The organism is Martelella sp. FLE1502, from assembly GCF_053484255.1.
Map to the genome: position 1 here is coordinate 123,334 of NZ_JBAKFQ010000004.1, position 19,170 is coordinate 142,503.

Genomic DNA, 19,170 nt, shown 5'->3' on the forward strand with positions numbered 1-19,170 from the left:
GCACGTCCCTTTGAATTCTGGTGTGTCCGTTTCCCGGCTTTTAACGACAGGCGAAGATACTGTCCAGACAAGAGAAAACAGCGGCCCGAGAAAGCCGCTGTTTCGTCGAAATCTCGAAATGTCCTTACAACAGATCTCAGTCGTCGTTGGTGCCGGTGGCATCGCCGCCGTCTTCATCCGTATCGAGCAGACCTTCCGAAAGCAGGCCGGCATTCTGGCGCAGCGCAAGCTCGATCTCGTCGGCGATCGCCGGGTTTTCCTTCAGGAAAGTCTTTGCGTTTTCCCGGCCCTGGCCGAGACGCTCGCTATTATAGGAGAACCAGGAGCCGGACTTCTCGACGATGCCGGCCTTGACGCCGAGGTCGATGAGCTCGCCGGTCTTGGAAACGCCCTCGCCATACATGATGTCGAACTCGACCTGCTTGAAGGGCGGGGCCATCTTGTTCTTCACCACCTTCACGCGGGTCTGGTTGCCGACCACCTCGTCGCGATCCTTGACCGCGCCGATCCGGCGGATGTCGAGACGGACGGAGGCGTAGAATTTCAGCGCGTTGCCGCCGGTGGTGGTTTCGGGCGAGCCGAACATGACGCCGATCTTCATGCGGATCTGGTTGATGAAGACGACCATGCAGTTGGAGCGGGAGATCGAGCCGGTGAGCTTGCGCAGCGCCTGGCTCATCAGGCGGGCCTGGAGGCCGGGGAGGCTGTCGCCCATCTCGCCCTCGATTTCAGCGCGCGGGGTGAGGGCGGCAACCGAGTCGATCACGATCACGTCGAGCGCGCCGGAGCGCACCAGCGTATCGGCGATTTCAAGCGCCTGCTCGCCAGTGTCGGGCTGGGAGATCAGGAGGTCGTGCAGGTCGACGCCGAGCTTGCGGGCATAGACCGGATCAAGCGCATGCTCGGCATCGATGAAGCCGCAAATGCCGCCATTCTTCTGCGCCTCGGCCACCGTCTGCAGCGCGAGCGTGGTCTTGCCCGAGCTTTCCGGGCCGTAGATTTCGATAATGCGTCCCTTGGGCAGGCCGCCAATGCCGAGCGCGATATCGAGGCCGAGCGAGCCGGTCGACACGGTTTCGATCTCGACGACGCTGTCATTGGCACCGAGCTTCATGATCGAGCCCTTGCCGAACGAGCGCTCGATCTGGGAAAGTGCCGCTTCCAGCGCCTTGCTCTTGTTCACCGATTTTTCCTCGACGAGTTTTAGTGAATTCTGTGCCATGGACCTTATCCCTTGTTGTCGCTGCCGCCTAGACGATTTCAGAATTTACATATTTGTACTCCATTTGTTCCATATCCGCAAGCCCCCGTCAAATCATTGTTTTATATATAGAAAGGCAACAATGTTCCGGTTATGTATTTCCGCTCGAAAGCTTGTGTACGGCGTTGCGGGAGGAGGAAGGCGCCCGTGGTACCCGCCTCAGTCCGCCGTTTCGTTTTTCTCGGCTTCGATTCGTGCGGCCGCCTCGTCGAGGGTGGCGCAATAGGCGACGCGCGGCTCCGAAATCCCGTGGCTTTCGAGGATAGACCGGACGCTCGGCGTCGCGCCGGCGAGCAGAACTCGAACTCTGCTGTGTTCGGCCTTGCCGATCGTGCCCTCCAGCACGTTGGCGGCGGAGGAATCGACATAAGGGACATCGGAGAGATCGAGCACGAAATTGCGCGCGCCGCCGGCCACCCGGTCGAGCACGGAGCCGACGGTGGCGGCCGCGCCGAAGAAGAACGCGCCGGAAATGCGGTAGACCACAGTGTCGGGATCGGTATTGGCGATTGGGGCTTCCGGGCGGGTGTTGTAGTCGGAATATGGGTTTACGGCGACATTCTTGCCCATGCGGTCGATGAACATGACGGCGCCGAGCGCGAAACCGGCGACGATGCCCTCCGTCAGGTCGCGGAAGACGACGAGCAGAAGCGTCACGAGCAGGATGACGGCATCGCCGCGCGACGTGCGCAGCAGCGTCCGGATCGCGGCCTTTTCCACCATCGTCCAGGCGACGACCGCCAGAACGCCGGCAAGGGTTGCGAGCGGAATGAAGCGGGCCAGCGGCGCTGCGACGATCATGAACAGCAGCAGGAACAGTGAATGCAGCATGCCGGAAAACGGGCTGGTCGCCCCAGCGCGCACATTGGTCGCGGTGCGGGCGATGGTTCCGGTCACGCAGATGCCGCCGAACAGGCCGGAGGCGATATTGGCCACGCCCTGGCCGACCAGTTCCATGTTGGAGCGATGCCGGCGCCCGGTCATGCCGTCGGCGACAACGGCGGAGAGCAGCGATTCGATCGAGCCCAAGAGCGCGAAGGCGAAGGCGTCGGGCAACACGGCGATGACCTTCTGAAGCGACAGCGCGGGCAGGGCCGGGGACTGCAGCCCGCGCGGCAATCCGCCGAACTGGCTGCCGATGGTTTCCACCGGCAGGTTGAGGGCAGAGGCCGCGAGGGTTGCAACGGCAACGGCGATCAGCATGCCCGGCCAGCCCGGCCGGAAGCGCTTCACGGCTACGATGATGGCGATGGTCAGCACCGCTATGGCAACGGCCGAAATATTGGTGGTGCCGACATATTGCGCCAGATAGGCCACCTTTTCGGCGAAGGGCCCTGGCTCCTTTCCGGGCAGATCGAGGCCGAAGATCGCGGAAAGCTGGCTGGCGAAGATGATGATGGCGATGCCCGCGGTGAAGCCAACGGTCACCGGATAGGGGATGAAGCGGATATAGGCTCCGAGCTTCAGATAGCCGGCCGCGATCATGATCAGGCCGGAGAGAATGACGGCGATCAGCAGGCCGTCAATGCCGTGGCGCTCGACGGAGGCTGCGACCAGCACGATGAACGCCCCCGCCGGCCCGCCGATCTGGTGGCGGCTGCCGCCCAGCAGAGACACGAAGAAGCCGCCGATGATCGCGGCATAAAGGCCGCGGTCGGGCGAGACGCCGGAGGCGATCGCGATTGCCATCGACAGCGGCAGGGCGACGATCGCGACGGTCAGTCCGGCAATGGCGTCGCTTTTCAGACGGGAAGCAGAATAACCTTCGCGCAGAACGCTGACGGTTTTGGGAACGAGGCGGGTGGGCATGGTCATTTCACCTGAAGGCCGCGGAAGGGCGACAGGATCATTGCACCCGGTGGGCGATTCCGTCAATCGGAGGCCTGCCGGCCAATCAGCGGGGAAGCTTCCTGGCCAAGGGAATGCGCGCGCTATTTCTCGCCAAGCTTCAGCGCCGTAACCGCATCGCCACTGTCGGCAATGTAGTCGCCGGCGTCCTGTTGGCGCTGGAGCAGCAGGATGAAGATGAAGTCGGTCAGCATCAGCTGGGCATCGCGGGCGGTGATCGCCGAGGAGCGCACCTTTTCCTCATCCGCAATGGTGTAGAGATTGAGATCGGCGACGCGGGCGATGGCGTTCTGTTTCGGGCCCGTGAGCGAGATCACGGTGACGGCGCGCTTGCGGGCAAGTTCGGCGATCCGCACGGTCTCGATACTCGCGCCGGAATAGGAGAGCGCGAACAGCACATCACCGGGCCTGGCGGCGGAGACATTGGCCATCTGCACGTGACTGTCGGAATCATGCAGCGCATAGCGGCCGAGCTTCTGCAGCTTGTAGCAGAAATCGCGCGCCACCAGCGAGGACGCGCCGACGCCGGCCACATGAATGCGCTGCGCCGCATCGGTGATTTCCAGCGCCCGAGAAATCGCGCTCTCGTCATTGGCGGCGAGCGTCTGCTGCATGGCGTGCATCTTGCTCGCCATCAGCTTCTGGGCGATCGTGGCGTGGCTGTCGCCAAGCTCTATGCTCGCATGCAGCGCGCCGGGCGCGCGCCATTCGCTGGCCTTGGCCTTGCTGACGGCGAATTTCATGTCCTGATAGCCGGAAAAACCCAGCTTCTGCGCGAATTTCACCACGCTCGACTGGCTGCGACCGGTCTTCTCGGCAAGGCTTGCGGACGACAGTCGCAGCACCTCGTCCGGATGGGCGAGGATGAAATCGCCGATCTGCCGGTCGGCCGGCGCGAGGCTTTCCAGCTGCGCTTCGATGATGCTGAGGACGGACACGGCCTGCCTTTCCGAAAGGGTCGATCGGCACGAATAATAAATTCCTGAATTCGGGAATACAACGGAATTGTTGCAAATTGGTTTTGGCGATTGCGTAGTCTGAGTTGGAATAAATTATTCGCGATATTATTTGACAGTTGGAATTCTCGATTATAGCCTTTGGGCAAGATAGAAGGCTGCTGCTGAGGATTCGTTCACCGGCAAGCCTTGAAGGGCAGGGGAATTCCAACGTGAATCTGTTAAATGGCGAGCTCGACAAACTGGTCTCCGAAGGGCGCAACCCGAAAAGCGTTGAGCTTGACCTCTTGAGCACGCGCGAGATCCTGGAAACCATCAATGCCGAGGACGGACTGGTCTCCGGCGCGGTCGCCCGCGAGATCGCGCCGATCACGGCGGCGGTCGATCGCATCGTTGCCGCCTTCAATGCCGGCGGACGGCTGATCTATATCGGCGCCGGCACCAGCGGTCGGCTCGGCGTGCTTGATGCCTCCGAATGTCCGCCGACTTTCTCGGTTCCGCCGGGCATGGTGGTCGGCCTGATCGCCGGCGGCAATGCGGCGCTCACCACCGCCGTCGAGGGCGCGGAGGATGACCCTGCTTTGGGACGCGCCGATCTTGAGGCCGTCAATCTTTCGAAGCGCGATGTCGTGGTCGGCATCGCCGTCAGCGGCCGCACGCCCTATGTGATCGGCGCGCTTGAATATGCTCGGGAGATTGGTGCCGGCACGGTCGCGCTCTCCTGCAATCCGTCTTCTGCGATTGCGGCCATCGCCGAAATCTCGATCGCGCCCGTCGTCGGGCCCGAGGTCCTGACCGGCTCCACCCGCCTGAAATCCGGAACGGCGCAGAAGCTCGTGCTCAATATGCTGAGCACGGCCAGCATGATCCGTATCGGCAAGGTCTACCAGAACCTGATGGTCGATGTGACTGTCAGCAACGCCAAGCTTTACGCCCGCGCGGTGCGCATCGTCATGGAGGCTTCCGGCATCGACGCGGAAGAGGCGGCGGCGCTGCTTGAGAAAACCGGAAATGACGTCAAGCTCGCCATATTGCTGGCGCTGACCGATATGGAATTGCAGGAAGGCCGCGATCTTCTGACGAAATCGGGCGGCTATCTGCGCAAGGCTATCAACCAGAAGACGGCGCAAGGCCGCGAAGACTGAAGTCGCTCCGGTCGCGACGACCGGCAACAATCATCATCTCGAGGGAATTGGTTATGGGAAGAGTTCAAATCAAGACGATTGCATCGGCGCTGGCGATTGCCGCCGCGCTCGCTGCGGCGCCGGCTTCGGCGGAGACACTGAAAATGGCGTGGTCGCAGGATGCGACCGGCCTCGATCCGCACAAGCAGACCGCCTTCGCGTCGATCCGCCTGCTGGAACTCGTCTACGAGCCGCTGGTGCGCACCGATGCCGAACTGAACGTGGTGCCGGCCATCGCCGCCTCCTGGGAATTCTCCGAGGATGGCAAGACGCTCACCTTCAAGCTCGATCCGAATGCAAAATTCTCCAATAGCGACAAGGTGATGCCGGCGGATGTGAAAGCGTCGTTCGAACGCATTCTGGATGAGGCCACCAGTGCTTCGGCCCGCTCCAACTTCCTGTCGATTGAAAGCATCGATACGCCGGACGATGAAACCGTCGTCTTCAACCTGTCGCAGCCGGACGTGCCGCTGCTGACGGCGATGTCGTCGATCAACGCGGCGATCGTGCCCGCTTCGGCGATCGAGGCCGGCACGCTTGGCACGGAGACGCTTGGTTCCGGCCCCTTCGTACTGGACAACTGGGAGCCTAATTCCAGCGAGACGCTGACGGCCAATGAAAACTGGGCCGGCGGCGAACTCGCTATCGACGGGCTCGATATCTCGGTCCTTCCGGACGAGACCGCGATCCTCGCGTCGCTGCGCACCGGTCAGGTCGATTTCGCGCTGATCAACGATCCGCTGGTCGCGACCCTTGTGCCCTCCAACCCCGGCCTCACGCTCGATCGCGAGCCGGTGCTGTCCTATCACGTGCTTCAGCTCAATGCCGAGGAAGGCGCGATGAAGGAGCTGAAGGTCCGCCAGGCGATCTCCTGCGCGATCGACCGGCAGGACGTGCTCGATGCCGCGCTTCTGGGCGAGGGCGAGGTAACCGGCCCGCTGACCATGCCGGCCTTCGCCACCGACCCCTCCGAACTGTTCTGCTACACGCAGGATCTCGACAAGGCCAAGGCTTTGATGGAAGAGGCCGGCTATGCGGACGGCTTCTCCGCCAAGGTGATGGCCGCAACCGGCGAGCCGCCGACGGCTGCCGCGGAAGCCCAGGTCATCCAGTCGCAGCTTGCCGAAATCGGCATCGATCTCGAGATCGAGATGATGGAGCTGAACGTCTATATCGACCGCTGGCTGAAGGGCGATTTCGACATGGCCGTGGCGCTCAACGGCGGTCGTACCGATCCCTACACCATGTATAACCGCTACTGGACCAAGGACGGCAACCTCAACCACGTCGCCCATTATATCGACGACGAGCTTGATACGCTGATGAATGAAGGTCGCGTGGAAACCGATCCGGCCAAGCGCAAGGAAATCTTCGCGGAGTTCTCCAGGCACATCACCGAGGTTTCGCCCTGGGTCTGGCTCTATACCGGTTACAGCTACACCGCCAGCACCGACAAGGTGAAGGGCTTCGAGGCGACGCCGACCGGCTCGCTCTTCGGCCTCACCGCCGTCACCATCGGCGAATAAGCAAGGACGCGAGGTCAACGCCCCATGAACTATCTGACCCGAAGACTGGTGACCTTTCCTCTGGTCATGCTCGGGGTGTCGGTCCTCGTGTTCATCTCGATCAGGCTGGTTCCCGGCGACGCCATCACGGCGATGCTGGGGACCGAGGCCGGCCTGCTGACGCCGGCCCAGCGGGCAGCGCTTGAAACCTATTTCGGCATGGACCAGAGCTGGTTCGGCCAATACTGGCACTGGCTCGGCGGCGTGCTGCACGGCGATCTCGGCATCTCGGTCACATATGGAAAGCCGGTGCTGGACGTCATCCTCCGGGTGTTTCCTCTGACGCTGGAACTGGCGCTCCTGTCGATGATTGTCGCGCTCGCCATTGGCCTGCCCGCCGGCATCTATGCCGCGACCCATGCCGAAAAACCCTCCGATCTGATTGTCCGCGTCGTCGCGATGATCGGCCAGTCGACGCCGAGCTTCGTGGTCGCGCTGCTCGCGATCTACGCGCTCTCCGTCTGGTTCGGCGTGCTGCCCGCCATGGGCACCTTCACGCCTCTGTTCGAAGACCCACTGAAGAACCTCGCGCAGATGATCCTGCCGGCGCTCACCCTCGGCTTCGCCTTCGCCGCCGCCGTGACTCGCATCTCGCGCTCCGCCATGCTCGATATTCTCTCCGACGACTATGTGCGCACCGCCCGCGCCAAGGGCGTGCCGCAGCGTCAGGTGATCTGGCATCATGCGCTGCCGAATGCGCTGATCCCGGTGGTCACCGTCTCCGGCGTCGAGTTCGGCTACCTTCTGGGCGGCGCGGTGATCGTGGAACAGGTGTTCGCGCTGCCGGGGCTGGGGCGCACGGTGCTCGACGCCATTTTGCAGCGCGACTATGCGCTGGTGCAGGGCAGCGTGCTGTTCATCGCGCTCAATTTCATGATCGTCAATCTGCTGGTCGATCTCGCCTATGCGGCGCTCGATCCGCGTATCCGGCTGGGAGCGCAGTGATGGCTCTCATTCGTTCCATCTTCGCCCATCCGAGCGGCCGCATCGGCGGCGCGATCGTCGGGCTCTATATCGTGATCGCGATCCTCGGCCTTGTCGGCCTGACTCCTCACGATCCGCTGACGCAGTTCCGCATCGACCGTCTGCATGCGCCATCGGCGACCTACTGGATGGGCACGGACCTGCTTGGCCGCGATGTCGCAAGCCGGCTGATGATCGGCATCGCACAGTCCTTCATCGTGTCGTTCTCCTCCGTGGCGCTGGCAACGATCGCCGGCATCGTGCTCGGCCTTGCCGCCGCATGGTTCGGCGGAAACTGGGACGGCGCGATCATGCGGCTGATGGATGTGCTGCTGGCGTTTCCGGCGATCCTGCTGGCGCTCCTGATCATCACCATTGTCGGCCCCGGCACATGGACCAGCGTGATGGCGATCGCCTTCGTCTACACGCCGATCTTCACCCGCGTGGTGCGCGGGCCGGCGTTGTCGCTGAAAACCCGCGAATTCGTCGATGCCGCCCGCACCTTCGGTTCCTCGCGTTCCTACATCCTGTCGCGTCACATGCTGCTCAATCTGGTCGCGCCGCTCACCGTGCAGGTCACGCTGGCGCTCGCCTGGGCGCTTCTGACGGAGGCGGGGCTTTCCTTCCTCGGCCTCGGCACCCAGCCGCCGCAGGCCTCCCTCGGCCTGATGCTGAGCGAGGCGCGCAACCTGATGGAGATGGCGCCCTGGCTGCTGATCTTCCCGGCGCTTGCGATCATGCTCGGCATTCTCGGCTTCAACCTTCTGGGCGATGCGCTGCGCGACATTCTCGATCCCCGTTCCAGGAGGGCAGAGGCATGAGCAAGCTCCTTACCGTCTCCGATCTCCGCGTTGGCTTCGGCAAGAACCCGGAGAAGAACGAGGTCGTACGCGGCGTCAGCTTCGATCTTGCCGCCGGCGAGACCATGGCGATCGTCGGTGAAAGCGGTTCGGGCAAATCCGTCACCTCGCTCTGCCTCAACCGACTTGTCGATTTCGGCGGCGGCAAGATCACCGGCGGGCGGATCGATTACACGCTGTCGGACGGCAACACCGTCGATCTCGCGCGCCTGCCCGAGAAGCGCCTGACCGGCATTCGCGGCCGCGAGATCGGCATGATCTTTCAGGAGCCGATGACCTCGCTGAACCCGGTCCACACCATCGGCGAGCAGATCGCGGAAAGCTTCCGCCTGCATCACGGTCTCACCGGCAAGCAGGCGATGAATGCCGCGCGCGAGGCGCTGGAGCGGGTCCGTATCCCGGATGCGGCGCGACGGCTGAAATACCATCCGCATCAGCTTTCCGGCGGCATGCTGCAGCGGGTGATGATCGCAACCGCGCTGTCCTGCAATCCGCGTCTGCTGATCGCCGACGAGCCGACGACGGCGCTGGATGTTACGGTGCAGGCGCAGATCCTGGCGCTGCTCACCGAACTGAAGCGCGAGAGCGATATGGGCCTGATCTTCATCACCCACGATATCGGTCTCGTCGCCGGCATTGCCGACAAGGTGATGGTGATGCAGGCCGGCGAAGTGGTGGAGCAGGGCGAGACCGACACGGTTCTCGACAACCCGCAGCATGCCTATACGCAGCATCTCTTAAAGGCGGTGCCGCATTTTGCCGAAGGGCGCGCGGTGCGCGGCGATTTCACACGCAAACCTGACACGAAGCCGGCGCTTGCCGTCGAGAACCTGACCGTGCGTTTTCCCGTCGCCTCCGGATTTTTCAAGCGGCAGACGGGTGCCGTTCACGCCGTCGATGGCGTCGATTTCGACCTGATGCCGGGCGAGACGCTGGGTATCGTCGGCGAAAGCGGTTCCGGCAAATCTACCACCGCCCGCGCCATCATGGGGCTCACCAAGCCGACGCGCGGCAATTTCGCTTTAGGCGAGGGCGGTTCGGTCGCCGCCCATGGCGATCCGATCCAGATGGTGTTCCAGAACCCCTACGCCTCGCTCAATCCGCGCCTGCGCGTCGACAGCATCCTCGCCGAGCCGGTGATTGCCACCGGAGGAAGGCTGAATGCCGAGACCCGCGCTCGCATGGCCGAACTGCTGAAACGCGTCGGCCTGCCGGAAAACGCGCTGACCCGCTATCCTCACGAATTCTCCGGCGGCCAGCGTCAGCGGCTCTGCATCGCCCGCGCGCTGATGCTGAAGCCCTCCGTGGTGGTGCTCGATGAGGCGGTTTCCGCCCTCGATGTCTCGGTGCAGGCCATGGTGCTGGAACTCTTGACCGAGCTGCAGCGCGACATGAACCTCTCCTACCTGTTCGTCACCCACGACATGGCCGTGGTCGAACGCATCGCGCACCGCATCGCCGTCGTCTATGCCGGTCAGATCGTGGAGATCGGCAATGCCCGTTCCGTGCTCGCCGATCCGCGGCATTCCTACACCAAAAGGCTGATCTCGGCGGTGCCGAGCATCGATCGCCGCCACCAGGACTACCGGCTCGACACCACCGAGGTTCCCTCGCTGGTGCGCCCGGCGGGCTATGAGCCGGCGCAGGCGGATTGGGTATCTTATGGCGATGATCATCTGGCGAGGGCCGAAGCATGAACGAGACCGGTTTCGACAAGGCGTTTGCAGCACTTGAGCAATCCATTGCCGAAGGGCGCATTCCCGGCGGCGTGCTGGGCGTGGTGGATCACGAGGGCAACCGGCTGACTCGGGCCGTCGGCAAGGCGGCGATCGTGCCGGAAGAACGCCCGATGGCCATCGATACCTGGTTCGATCTCGCCTCGCTCACCAAGGTGATCTTCACCACATCGCGCACTCTGGCGCTTGCGGAAGCCGGAGAGATCGATCTCGACGCGCCGCTCACCGCCGTCATCCCGGATTTCCGGCAATATGACCCGAACTGCTGGGAGCGGCAGGTAACCTTCCGCCAGTGCCTCGGCCACCAGACGCATTTCCCCGCGGTCGAGCCGATCTACACCTATGGCGGCGATCCCGATCGTCTGCGGGCCTTCGTGCTGCAACGGGAATGGAAGCGGGTGGAGACGCCGGTCTATTCCGATATCAACTACATCCTGCTCGGCATCGCGCTGGAACGGCTGTCCGGCAAGACGATCCGTGAACTCGATCCGGGGCCCGGATTCGCCTGGTCCGCCGCGCCGGAGCAAACGGCCGCGACCGAGCGCTGCACATGGCGCGGCCGGGTGATGGCGGGCGAGGTGCATGACGAGAATTGCTACGCCCTTCAGGGGTCCGGTCATGCCGGACTGTTCGGCCAAGTCGATGCCGTCCTGGGTTTCGCTCACGACTTGCTGGAGCGCGACGCCGAGGGCGATGCGGCGGTCAAGCTGATGCGGGAGCCATTGTCCGAGCGCCGCACCCATGGCTGGGAGCGGCCCTATGAGGGCTGGCACGGCGGCGCGCTCTGCTCCTCCGATACCATCGGCCATACCGGCTTCACCGGCACCTCGCTCTGCGTGGATTTCGAGCGCGGCCATGCCTGGACGCTGCTCACCAACCGCGTTCACCCCAGCCGCCATTTCGACAGCGGCATCATGGCGCTACGCCGCGCCGTCAGCGATTTCATAAACGGAGCCGAATGATGGCCGAGGATTTCAAACCGGTTTGGGCCGTGGGCCTGATGACGGGCACCGTGCTCGACGGCAACATCGACGTCGCGATGCTGAAGACCGATGGCGTCAGCGTCGAGCGATTCGGCGCCTATACCCTGGCGCCCTATCCGCAATCGACCCGCGACCTGCTGGAAGAAACGCTCGCCGTCGCTCGCAAATGGAATTTCGAGGGGCCGGAGCCTGCTATCTTCGCAAAGGCCGAAGAGGTTCTGACCCGCGCGCAATCCGCTGCCGTGAAGGCGCTGGTGGAAGCGGAAGGGCTGACCATGGCCGATATCGGCGTCGTCGGCTTTCACGGCCAGTCGGTGCTGCACCGCGCGCCGACGAAGACGCGGATCGGCGATACCCGCCAGCTCGGCGATGGCGCGCTGATGCACGACCTGCTCGGCTGCAAGGTCGCCTATGATTTCCGCACCGCCGATATCCGCGCCGGCGGGCAGGGCGCGCCGCTTTCGGCCAGCTATCATCAGGCCCTGCTGCGCGGTCTCGATACCTCCGGCGAGACGGCCGTGCTCAATCTCGGCGGCGTCGCCAATGTCACGTCATGGGATGGCGGCGACCGGCTGATCGCCTTCGACACCGGTCCGGCCAACGCCCCCCTCAACGATTTCATGAAGGCAAACGGCCTCGGCGAGATGGACCGCGACGGCAAGCTGGCGCTTTCCGGAACCGTCGATGAGGAACGTCTGTGGCGACTGCTCGAACATCCCTATCTTTCCGCGCCTTATCCGAAATCCCTCGACCGGTTTGATTTCACCGCGGAAATGGCCGATGGCCTCGATCCCGCGACAGGCGCGGCAACCCTGACTGCCTTCACCGCCGCCGCCGTTGGCAAGGCGCTCGACCTTTTACCGGTGCGTCCGAAGCGCCTGATCGTCTGCGGCGGCGGGCGGCGCAACCCGGCGATCATGCAGATGCTCGGCGCGCGCGCCGGCGTCGAGGCGGTCCCCGCGGAAGCGGTCGGCTGGCGCGGCGATGCGATCGAGGCCGAGTGCTTCGCGTTTCTGGCGGCGCGGACGCTGCGCGGTCTCCCGATCAGCTTCCCGACAACCACCGGCGTGCCACAGCCGATGATGGGCGGGCGACTTGCCGGATAGCGGTGAGCCGGTGCATTCTCGCGGTTGCGATTCGTTTCGCCAAGCCGGGGAGGGACCGGGACTATGACCCATGAAACATTGCTGGCCCTGTTCGGTTTCGCGGTTGCGGCCTCGTTTACGCCGGGGCCGAATAATTTCATGGTGTTTGCGTCGACGGTCAATTTCGGCTTTCTCCGCACGATCCCGCATATGGCCGGCGTCGTGATCGGCTTCATGGTGCTGCTGGCCTCGATCGGCGCCGGGCTCGGCGCGGTCGTCGCCGCTTTTCCGAGCCTTCTGATCGTCGCCAAGGTCGCCGGCGGCGCGTATCTTGTCTGGATCGCCTGGAAGATCGCCAATACAAGGCAGATGGATTCGGGCCGGACGGTTTCCGGAAGGCCTCTGACCTTCCTTCAGGCCGCCGCTTTTCAGTGGGTCAACCCGAAGGCCTGGATCATGTCGCTGACGGCGATATCGGTCTATACCTATCCGGAAGACTATGCGTTTTCGGTTGCGCTGGTGTCAGGCATGTTCGGCTTGGTGTCGGTGCCGAGCCTTTCGATCTGGGGCGGGTTCGGCGCGGGGCTGCGTGACTGGCTGTCCGTGGGAAACCGGCTCAGATGGTTCAATATCGCCATGGCGATCGTGCTGGTCGCAAGCCTCTGGCCGATGCTCGCCTGATAGCGTGGTCGCCAGCCTGCGGCGCGCCCGCGACAGGCGCGACATCACCGTGCCGAGCGGAATGCCAAGCCTTTCCGCGATCTCCTCGTAACCGTAGCCCTCGATATCCCTGAGGATCACGATGGCGCGGAAGTCGGGTTCGAGCGCGTCGAGCGCGGCCTCGACGCCGAGCCGGTCGATCTCGATGGCCTCTGTCGAATTCTCGGCAAGGCCGCAATCCTCGTTCAGAACCATCATCGGCAGCACGCGCTCATGGCGGCGGCGGTTGGCGTCGATGTGGCGCATGATCGCATAAAGCCAGCCGCCGAGATTTTCGCCGCGCCACTGGTCCCGGCGCTCGAAGGCGACCATGAGCGTATTCTGCAAAAGATCGTCGCCGTCCGCCACCGATCCGGCCAAAGCGCCGGCCATGCGGCGAAGCTTCGGCAGTTGCTCGAGCAACTGAGTCTCGAATGCGGTGCGCGACGGCGCAGCCTCGCAAGGACGCTGCGCCGTTCCGGCGCGATCATGCCGGGCGCGCCACCTGCCAGTTGCCGTGATCGGCGTTCTGGCCGGTGATGTCGCCGGATTTCTTGTCCGCAGAGCGGAAGTAGAGGGGTTCGCCATTCAATGCCCACTGTCTCTGGCCATCCTTGCGCACCACAAAGCTGTAATGTGCGAACGGTTGCGCGGATGAGTTGGCGAGATATGGGGGCCATTCCTTGGCGCAGCTACCGTAGCAAACGGATTGGTGGTTTGCGTCCTTGTCATAGGTGTAGAGCGTCTGGCCGTTCTGTCCGGCAAGAACCGGGCCGTCCGGCGTGTTCATCGCCTGGAAGGTGGTGGTGCCCGCATGGGCCATCCCGGCAAAGGCTGCAAGGGCGACGGCTGCGAGTATCGGTGTCTTCTTCATCATGGTTGTCGTTCCGTGTCGTTATAACCGCAGATTGCGGTGGTTACGTGCCATAGACACCTCAGCGCGGCGGTTTATTCCCGTGCGATGCGATTTTTTGTTGCCGAGCGGCGGCGAATCCTGCCAATTCACGCCCATGGATTTTTCGCCGCAACAGGATGAAGCGTTACAGGCGGTGGCCCGCTGGCTGAAAGAGGGCCGGGCGCCGGTGTTCCGCCTTTTCGGTTTCGCCGGAACCGGCAAGACCACGTTGGCGCGCTATTTTGCCGAACATGTCGATGGCGAGGTGCTGTTTGCCGCCTTCACCGGCAAGGCGGCGCAGGTGCTGCGCTCGCGCGGGGCCACCAATGCCCGCACCATCCATTCGCTGATCTATCGCCCCAAGGGCGAGGAGATGATCGAGGACGAGGAGACCGGCAAGACCTCTGTGTCGCCGATGTTCACCCTCAATCGCCAGAGCCCGCTCGCCAAGGCGGCGCTTATCATCATCGACGAATGTTCGATGGTCGATGAGAAGCTCGGTCAGGATCTTGTCTCCTTCGGCACGCCTGTTCTGGTGCTCGGCGATCCCGGTCAGTTGCCGCCGGTTTCTGGCGGCGGCTATTTCACCAATCACGAACCCGATTACCTGCTGACCGAAATCCATCGCCAGGCCCGCGACAACCCGATCATCGAGCTTGCGATGAAGGTGCGCGAGGGTCAGGAGATCGGCTATGGCGATTACGGCCTCGCGCAGGTCATCTCCAAGCATGACGTGACACAGGAACTGGTGCTGGAGGCCGATCAGGTTCTGGTCGGCACCAACCGCACACGGCGGCGCTATAACCAGCGGCTGCGCGAGCTGAAGGGTTTTTCGCAGGTCCACCCGCAGGCCGGCGACAAGCTGGTGTGTCTGAGAAACGATCCGGCGAAGGGCCTGCTCAACGGCTCTCTCTGGAAGGTGATGTCCGCCTCGCGCGAAACGGTCAAACCCGGCATCAACCTGCTGGTGAACCCGGAGGAAGACGATCCCGATCGCGGCGCATCTCGCATCAAGCTCCTGAAGGCGGCGTTCGAGGACAGCGAAACCGAAATTCCGTGGTCGACGAAAAAACGCTATGATGATTTCGACTACGGCTATGCGCTGACCGTCCACAAGGCGCAGGGCTCGCAATGGAACAATGTCGTGCTGTTCGACGAAAGCTGGGCGTTTCGCGATACGCGGGAGCGCTGGCTCTATACGGCGATCACCCGGGCGGCCGAAAAACTGACCGTCGTCATGTAAAGACGCAACCGTGTGTTGCCGCAAGGCGCGCTTTGGCGCATACACGGCGAGGCGCCTTTCGGCGCGGTACATCTGGAGGGAGCCATGGTCGCCAAGCTTTCCGTTAACCTGAATGCGATTGCCCAGTTGCGCAACCGGCGCGATCTGCCGTGGCCCAGCGTGCGCCATTTCGGCAGGATCGCCCTTGAAGCGGGCGCGCATGGCCTGACGGTGCATCCGCGCCCCGACCAGCGCCATATCCGGTTTTCCGATCTTCCGGTGCTGCGGGCGCTGATTGATGACGAGTTCCCGCAGGCGGAATTCAATATCGAAGGCTATCCAAGCGATTTCTTTATCGGGCTCTGCCTGGAAACCGAGCCCGAGCAGGTGACGCTGGTGCCGGATGACCCGGCCCAGGCAACCTCCGACCATGGCTGGAAATTCGCCGCGCATCGCGACCTGCTGAAGAGGTCGGTCGAGAAGCTCAAGAAGAAGAATATCCGGGTTTCGATGTTCGCCGACGGCGATGCGACCGCCGCCGAGCTTGACGTGGCGCGCGAGAGCGGGGCGGACCGGATCGAACTTTACACCGGCCCCTATGGCGCGTGTTTCGACGATCCCGACAGGGAGGCCGCGCTGGCCAGGCAGCTGGGCGACACCGCCCGCCGCGCCGGCGAACGCGGCCTCGGCGTCAATGCCGGCCACGACCTGACCGTTGCCAACCTGCCGCCGATTGTGGCCGCGATTCCGGATCTGGCGGAGGTCTCGATCGGCCACGGCCTTACCGCGGACGCGCTCGAATACGGCATGGCGGAGAGCGTGCGACGCTTCCGCCATGCCTGTGGCGAGCCGGTCTGAAACGGCTCAGCTTCAGGCGGACAGGGCGTCGCGATTGTCCTCGAAGAAGGCGCGGAGCGGCTTCGGCCGGCGACCGGTAAGGCGCTCGAAATCATCATTGACGATGTCGAAATTGCCGGCGCGGATGTTGTCGTCCGTGCTGACGAGCATGTCCACGAGGAAGGGCGGCAGGCCCGCGCCTTCCAGTGTCTTGCGCAGCGCGGCGCTGTCGACATGCTGCACCGCGAGCGGCTTGCCGCTGAATTCGCGCGCCAGCGCCGCAACATCCTCGATTGTGTGGCCTTCGGGGCCGACAAGCGTGTAGATCGCACTCTCATCGGTTTCCGCGAGCAGGGCCGCGGCCAGCGCCCGGGCGCAATCCTCGTGGGCGATGTAGCTGAGCTTGCCTTGGCCCGCCGCTGACATGATCACGCCGTGCTCCAGCGCCTGCGGCAGGCTCATCAGAAGGTTCTCCTGATACCAGGTGTTGCGCAGGATGGTGTAGTCGAGGCCGCTTTCCTTGACCGCCTTCTCGCTGCCCAGATGATCGCCCGCGAAGCTGATCAGCGAGGTCTCGGGGCCCGGCATCGAGGTATAGATAATTTGACGGACGCCCGCCGCCTTGGCGGCGTTGACGGCAGCGCTGTGTTGGGCGACCCGATCGACCCCGGGGAAAACGGCATCCGTTGAGATGACGGCCACTCGCTCGGCCCCTTCGAAGGCGGGGCCCAGGGTTTCGGGCGCATTGAAATCGGCGTGCCGCACCACCACGCCTTTCTCGGCATAGTCGGCAAGCTTGGTCACGTCGCGGGTGGCGGCGATGATCCGGGCGGGGTCCTTGCCGGAGGCCAGCAGAAAGTCCAGCGTTTCGCGGCCGAGCTTTCCGGACGCGCCGGTGACGAGGATTGTCGGGTTGTTCATGTGTGATATCCCGATTAGAGTAAAGCTGTGAACGAACTATAGTCTCAAAAAGAGACCATGAACCATCTAATATGACCGTCGTCGTTGTAAAGACGGGTTTTATTTGTGCGGTGGTTACACGGTTGTGACCGGGAGAAAGAAATGGCCGACGATCTTCGCTTGTGGAGTCGCGCGCAGCTTGCCGAGATCATCTCTGATGACGGGGCCGGGAACTGCCCGGTGCGCGATGTGCTCAACCAGGTGTCCGGAAAATGGAGTAGCCTGCTGCTGATGGCGCTTTCGAGCGGACCGCTGCGCTTTGCCGAGCTCAAGCGCATGACGCCGGACATCTCGCAACGCATGCTCACCAAGACATTGAGAGACCTTCACCGCGACGGCTATATCACCCGCACCGTCTTTCCCACCAAGCCGCCCAGGGTGGTCTACGAACTGACGGAGACGGGCCGGTCGTTTCTCGAACCGTTCTCGCTGCTGGTCACCTGGGCGAAGGAAAACCACAGGCAGATCAGCGAGGCGCGTAGCGCATTCGATCGCGCCGAAAACGAATTGATCTTTTGATAGGGCAAAAAATAAACGCCCCGGAGCAGGGGGTGCCGGGGCGTTTACTTGGGGGTCACTTACGAACTTATAGACATGAAACGCTGCCCGTGTCCGTCTAGTTCCCATATATGGTTAATTTTCCGGCGATTTGAAGGCGAAGCGGATTTCTGCCCTTACCGGACGAAGCGCGCAACTGTCATCGGCACCCGAAGTTGCCTTGAAATGCCGGAGGAGACCGGAATCAGAAGCTGCGGCCGAGCCCGATGCCGCCATAGGTCAGGCCGCTGTTGGGGGAGGCCAGTTCGGCGTTCGAAGAATGACGCACGGTTGCCGTCAGGCTCCAGTTTTCATCGAGATTGACGCCGAGCGCAAGATATTCGTGAAATAGCAGGTGCGAGCCGACGCCCGGTCCGCGACCGCCCTCGTTGATATCGGCGTTGGTCAGCGCGCCGCCGAAACCGATATCGGCGAAGGTCGGTCCCAGCAGCGGAAACTTCCAGCTCGCGCCCGCCATGATCTGCGACGATTCGTCGTCGGTCGAGATGCTGGCGCTCAGGAAGAAACGAGGATGGAAAACCTTGTCGAATCCTTCCCGGCCTTCGCTGTGCAGCGGATCGAAGAACACGCTCGGAATCAGGAACACGCCGCTTTCGAAATCCGACTTGGCGCCGAGCGAGGCGGCCACTTCGAAGCGGACTTCATCGAAAATGCCGTTGCTGGAAACGGGCGCGGGCGAGACGCTGGGGGCATTCATATCGGCGCCAGAGGCAGTCGTTGCGGTGATCAGGGCAAACGCAATTGCTGCCGCCGACGTCGAAAATCTGTTCACATGCATGGGGCCGACCTAATCGAATCAATATGGCTGCAATCACGCGCCGCCTTATTTTTTCCTAATACTGAACATTCTCACGTCCAGGTCAAGCCAAACGTGCGCCGTTTCAGGCCACCTCAATCTGTCCAAGCGCGGCCTCGAAAAGGCGACGGCCGTCGGTGCCGCCATGGGCCGGTTCGATCAGGTTTTCGGGGTGCGGCATCATGCCGAGCACGTTGCCGGCTTCGTTGACAAGGCCGGCGATATCGTTGACGGAGCCGTTGGGATTGGTGCCCTCCGCGTAGCGGAAAGCCACCTGTCCGCGATCTTCCAGCGCCGCAAGGGTGTCGGCGTCGGCGAAATAATTGCCGTCATGATGGGCGACCGGGCAGCGGATCACTTCGCCGGCGGCATAGCCGCTGGTGAACACCGTGCGGTTGTTGGCGACCTTCAGGCGGACCTCGCGGCAGACGAATTTCAGCGATGCATTGCGCATCAGCGCGCCGGGCAGAAGGCCGGCCTCGAGCAGGATCTGGAAACCATTGCAGACGCCGATGACGCGCACGCCCGCGCGCGCTTTTTCCGCAACCGCGCGCATGACCGGCATGCGAGCGGCGATCGCGCCGCAGCGCAGATAATCGCCATAGGAGAAGCCGCCGGGGATCACGATCAGGTCGACATCCGGCAGTTCGGTCTCGGTCTGCCAGACGGTGACCGGATCGGTACCGGAAATCTGGCTCAGGGCTGCGAACATGTCCCGGTCGCGGTTGAGGCCGGGAAGCTGGATAAGAGCGGATTTCATGG

The 19,170-nt window shown here is 63.1% G+C and carries 18 protein-coding genes and 1 pseudogene; 11 read left to right on the forward strand and 8 right to left on the reverse strand.

Going from position 1 to position 19,170, the window contains the following annotated elements; translation table 11 throughout:
* Positions 1 to 136: 136 nt before the first annotated feature.
* From recA to V6767_RS05215, 3 genes are all read right to left on the reverse strand, one after another.
* A complete protein-coding gene (gene recA / locus V6767_RS05205; RefSeq protein WP_448472474.1) occupies positions 137 to 1,222 on the reverse strand; it encodes a recombinase RecA in 1,086 nt (361 codons plus the stop codon).
* Between the two features lie 198 nt (positions 1,223 to 1,420).
* Positions 1,421 to 3,070: a SulP family inorganic anion transporter gene (locus V6767_RS05210; protein WP_448472475.1), complete on the reverse strand. Its 1,650-nt coding sequence runs from the start codon at positions 3,068 to 3,070 to the stop codon at positions 1,421 to 1,423.
* A gap of 122 nt (positions 3,071 to 3,192) precedes the next feature.
* A complete protein-coding gene (locus V6767_RS05215; RefSeq protein WP_448472476.1) occupies positions 3,193 to 4,047 on the reverse strand; it encodes a MurR/RpiR family transcriptional regulator in 855 nt (284 codons plus the stop codon).
* 230 nt (positions 4,048 to 4,277) lie between these two features.
* Between V6767_RS05215 and murQ the strand changes: the two genes are divergently transcribed.
* The 8 genes from murQ (at position 4,278) to V6767_RS05255 (ending at position 13,122) form a co-directional block, all read left to right on the forward strand.
* The gene (gene murQ / locus V6767_RS05220) at positions 4,278 to 5,210 is read left to right on the forward strand and encodes an N-acetylmuramic acid 6-phosphate etherase (protein WP_448472477.1); all 933 of its coding nucleotides are present in this window, start codon (positions 4,278 to 4,280) and stop codon (positions 5,208 to 5,210) included.
* A 53-nt stretch (positions 5,211 to 5,263) separates the two neighbouring features.
* Positions 5,264 to 6,775: an ABC transporter substrate-binding protein gene (locus V6767_RS05225; RefSeq protein WP_448472478.1), complete on the forward strand. Its 1,512-nt coding sequence runs from the start codon at positions 5,264 to 5,266 to the stop codon at positions 6,773 to 6,775.
* A 24-nt stretch (positions 6,776 to 6,799) separates the two neighbouring features.
* Positions 6,800 to 7,759, forward strand: coding sequence for an ABC transporter permease (locus tag V6767_RS05230; protein ID WP_448432925.1), 960 nt, complete (start codon positions 6,800 to 6,802; stop codon positions 7,757 to 7,759).
* Positions 7,759 to 8,598: an ABC transporter permease gene (locus tag V6767_RS05235; protein ID WP_448472479.1), complete on the forward strand. Its 840-nt coding sequence runs from the start codon at positions 7,759 to 7,761 to the stop codon at positions 8,596 to 8,598. Before V6767_RS05230 ends, V6767_RS05235 begins: the two co-directional genes overlap by 1 nt.
* Complete coding sequence (locus tag V6767_RS05240; protein WP_448472480.1) at positions 8,595 to 10,334, forward strand: ABC transporter ATP-binding protein; 1,740 nt, start codon at positions 8,595 to 8,597, stop codon at positions 10,332 to 10,334. Before V6767_RS05235 ends, V6767_RS05240 begins: the two co-directional genes overlap by 4 nt.
* Entirely contained in the window at positions 10,331 to 11,335 is a 1,005-nt protein-coding gene (locus tag V6767_RS05245; RefSeq protein WP_448472481.1) for a serine hydrolase domain-containing protein, read from the forward strand. Before V6767_RS05240 ends, V6767_RS05245 begins: the two co-directional genes overlap by 4 nt.
* The gene (locus tag V6767_RS05250; protein ID WP_448472482.1) at positions 11,335 to 12,462 is read left to right on the forward strand and encodes an anhydro-N-acetylmuramic acid kinase; all 1,128 of its coding nucleotides are present in this window, start codon (positions 11,335 to 11,337) and stop codon (positions 12,460 to 12,462) included. The genes V6767_RS05245 and V6767_RS05250 overlap by 1 nt, the downstream gene beginning before the upstream one ends.
* A 63-nt stretch (positions 12,463 to 12,525) precedes the next feature.
* Positions 12,526 to 13,122 (forward strand): LysE family translocator, encoded by a 597-nt coding sequence (locus V6767_RS05255; protein ID WP_448472483.1) that lies wholly within the window; start codon positions 12,526 to 12,528, stop codon positions 13,120 to 13,122.
* A gap of 12 nt (positions 13,123 to 13,134) precedes the next feature.
* Here the strand turns inward: V6767_RS05255 and V6767_RS05260 are convergent.
* Both V6767_RS05260 and V6767_RS05265 read right to left on the reverse strand, forming a co-directional pair.
* A pseudogene (locus V6767_RS05260) lies at positions 13,135 to 13,728 on the reverse strand (RNA polymerase sigma factor); the annotation flags it as partial.
* Positions 13,628 to 14,017, reverse strand: coding sequence for a COG4315 family predicted lipoprotein (locus V6767_RS05265; protein WP_448472484.1), 390 nt, complete (start codon positions 14,015 to 14,017; stop codon positions 13,628 to 13,630). The pseudogene V6767_RS05260 and the gene V6767_RS05265, both read right to left, overlap by 101 nt.
* Positions 14,018 to 14,150: 133 nt before the next feature.
* On the opposite strand from V6767_RS05265, the gene V6767_RS05270 reads away from it, so the two are divergent.
* Both V6767_RS05270 and V6767_RS05275 read left to right on the forward strand, forming a co-directional pair.
* Positions 14,151 to 15,278 carry an ATP-dependent DNA helicase gene (locus tag V6767_RS05270; protein WP_448432918.1) on the forward strand — a complete coding sequence of 376 codons (1,128 nt, stop codon included), beginning with the start codon at positions 14,151 to 14,153 and terminating at the stop codon, positions 15,276 to 15,278.
* 84 nt (positions 15,279 to 15,362) lie between these two features.
* On the forward strand, positions 15,363 to 16,115 hold the full coding sequence (locus tag V6767_RS05275) for a pyridoxine 5'-phosphate synthase (protein ID WP_448472485.1): 753 nt from the start codon (positions 15,363 to 15,365) through the stop codon (positions 16,113 to 16,115).
* Positions 16,116 to 16,127: 12 nt separating this feature from the next.
* On the opposite strand, the gene V6767_RS05280 is transcribed toward V6767_RS05275, so the two are convergent.
* The gene (locus V6767_RS05280) at positions 16,128 to 17,015 is read right to left on the reverse strand and encodes an SDR family oxidoreductase (RefSeq protein WP_448472486.1); all 888 of its coding nucleotides are present in this window, start codon (positions 17,013 to 17,015) and stop codon (positions 16,128 to 16,130) included.
* A 141-nt stretch (positions 17,016 to 17,156) separates the two neighbouring features.
* On the opposite strand from V6767_RS05280, the gene V6767_RS05285 reads away from it, so the two are divergent.
* Positions 17,157 to 17,573, forward strand: a complete 417-nt coding sequence (locus V6767_RS05285; protein ID WP_448472487.1) for a winged helix-turn-helix transcriptional regulator — start codon at positions 17,157 to 17,159, stop codon at positions 17,571 to 17,573.
* Between the two features lie 223 nt (positions 17,574 to 17,796).
* On the opposite strand, the gene V6767_RS05290 is transcribed toward V6767_RS05285, so the two are convergent.
* Both V6767_RS05290 and purQ read right to left on the reverse strand, forming a co-directional pair.
* Positions 17,797 to 18,390 carry an acyloxyacyl hydrolase gene (locus V6767_RS05290; protein WP_448472488.1) on the reverse strand — a complete coding sequence of 198 codons (594 nt, stop codon included), beginning with the start codon at positions 18,388 to 18,390 and terminating at the stop codon, positions 17,797 to 17,799.
* A 103-nt stretch (positions 18,391 to 18,493) separates the two neighbouring features.
* Entirely contained in the window at positions 18,494 to 19,168 is a 675-nt protein-coding gene (purQ, locus tag V6767_RS05295) for a phosphoribosylformylglycinamidine synthase subunit PurQ (RefSeq protein WP_448472489.1), read from the reverse strand.
* Positions 19,169 to 19,170: the final 2 nt, after the last annotated feature.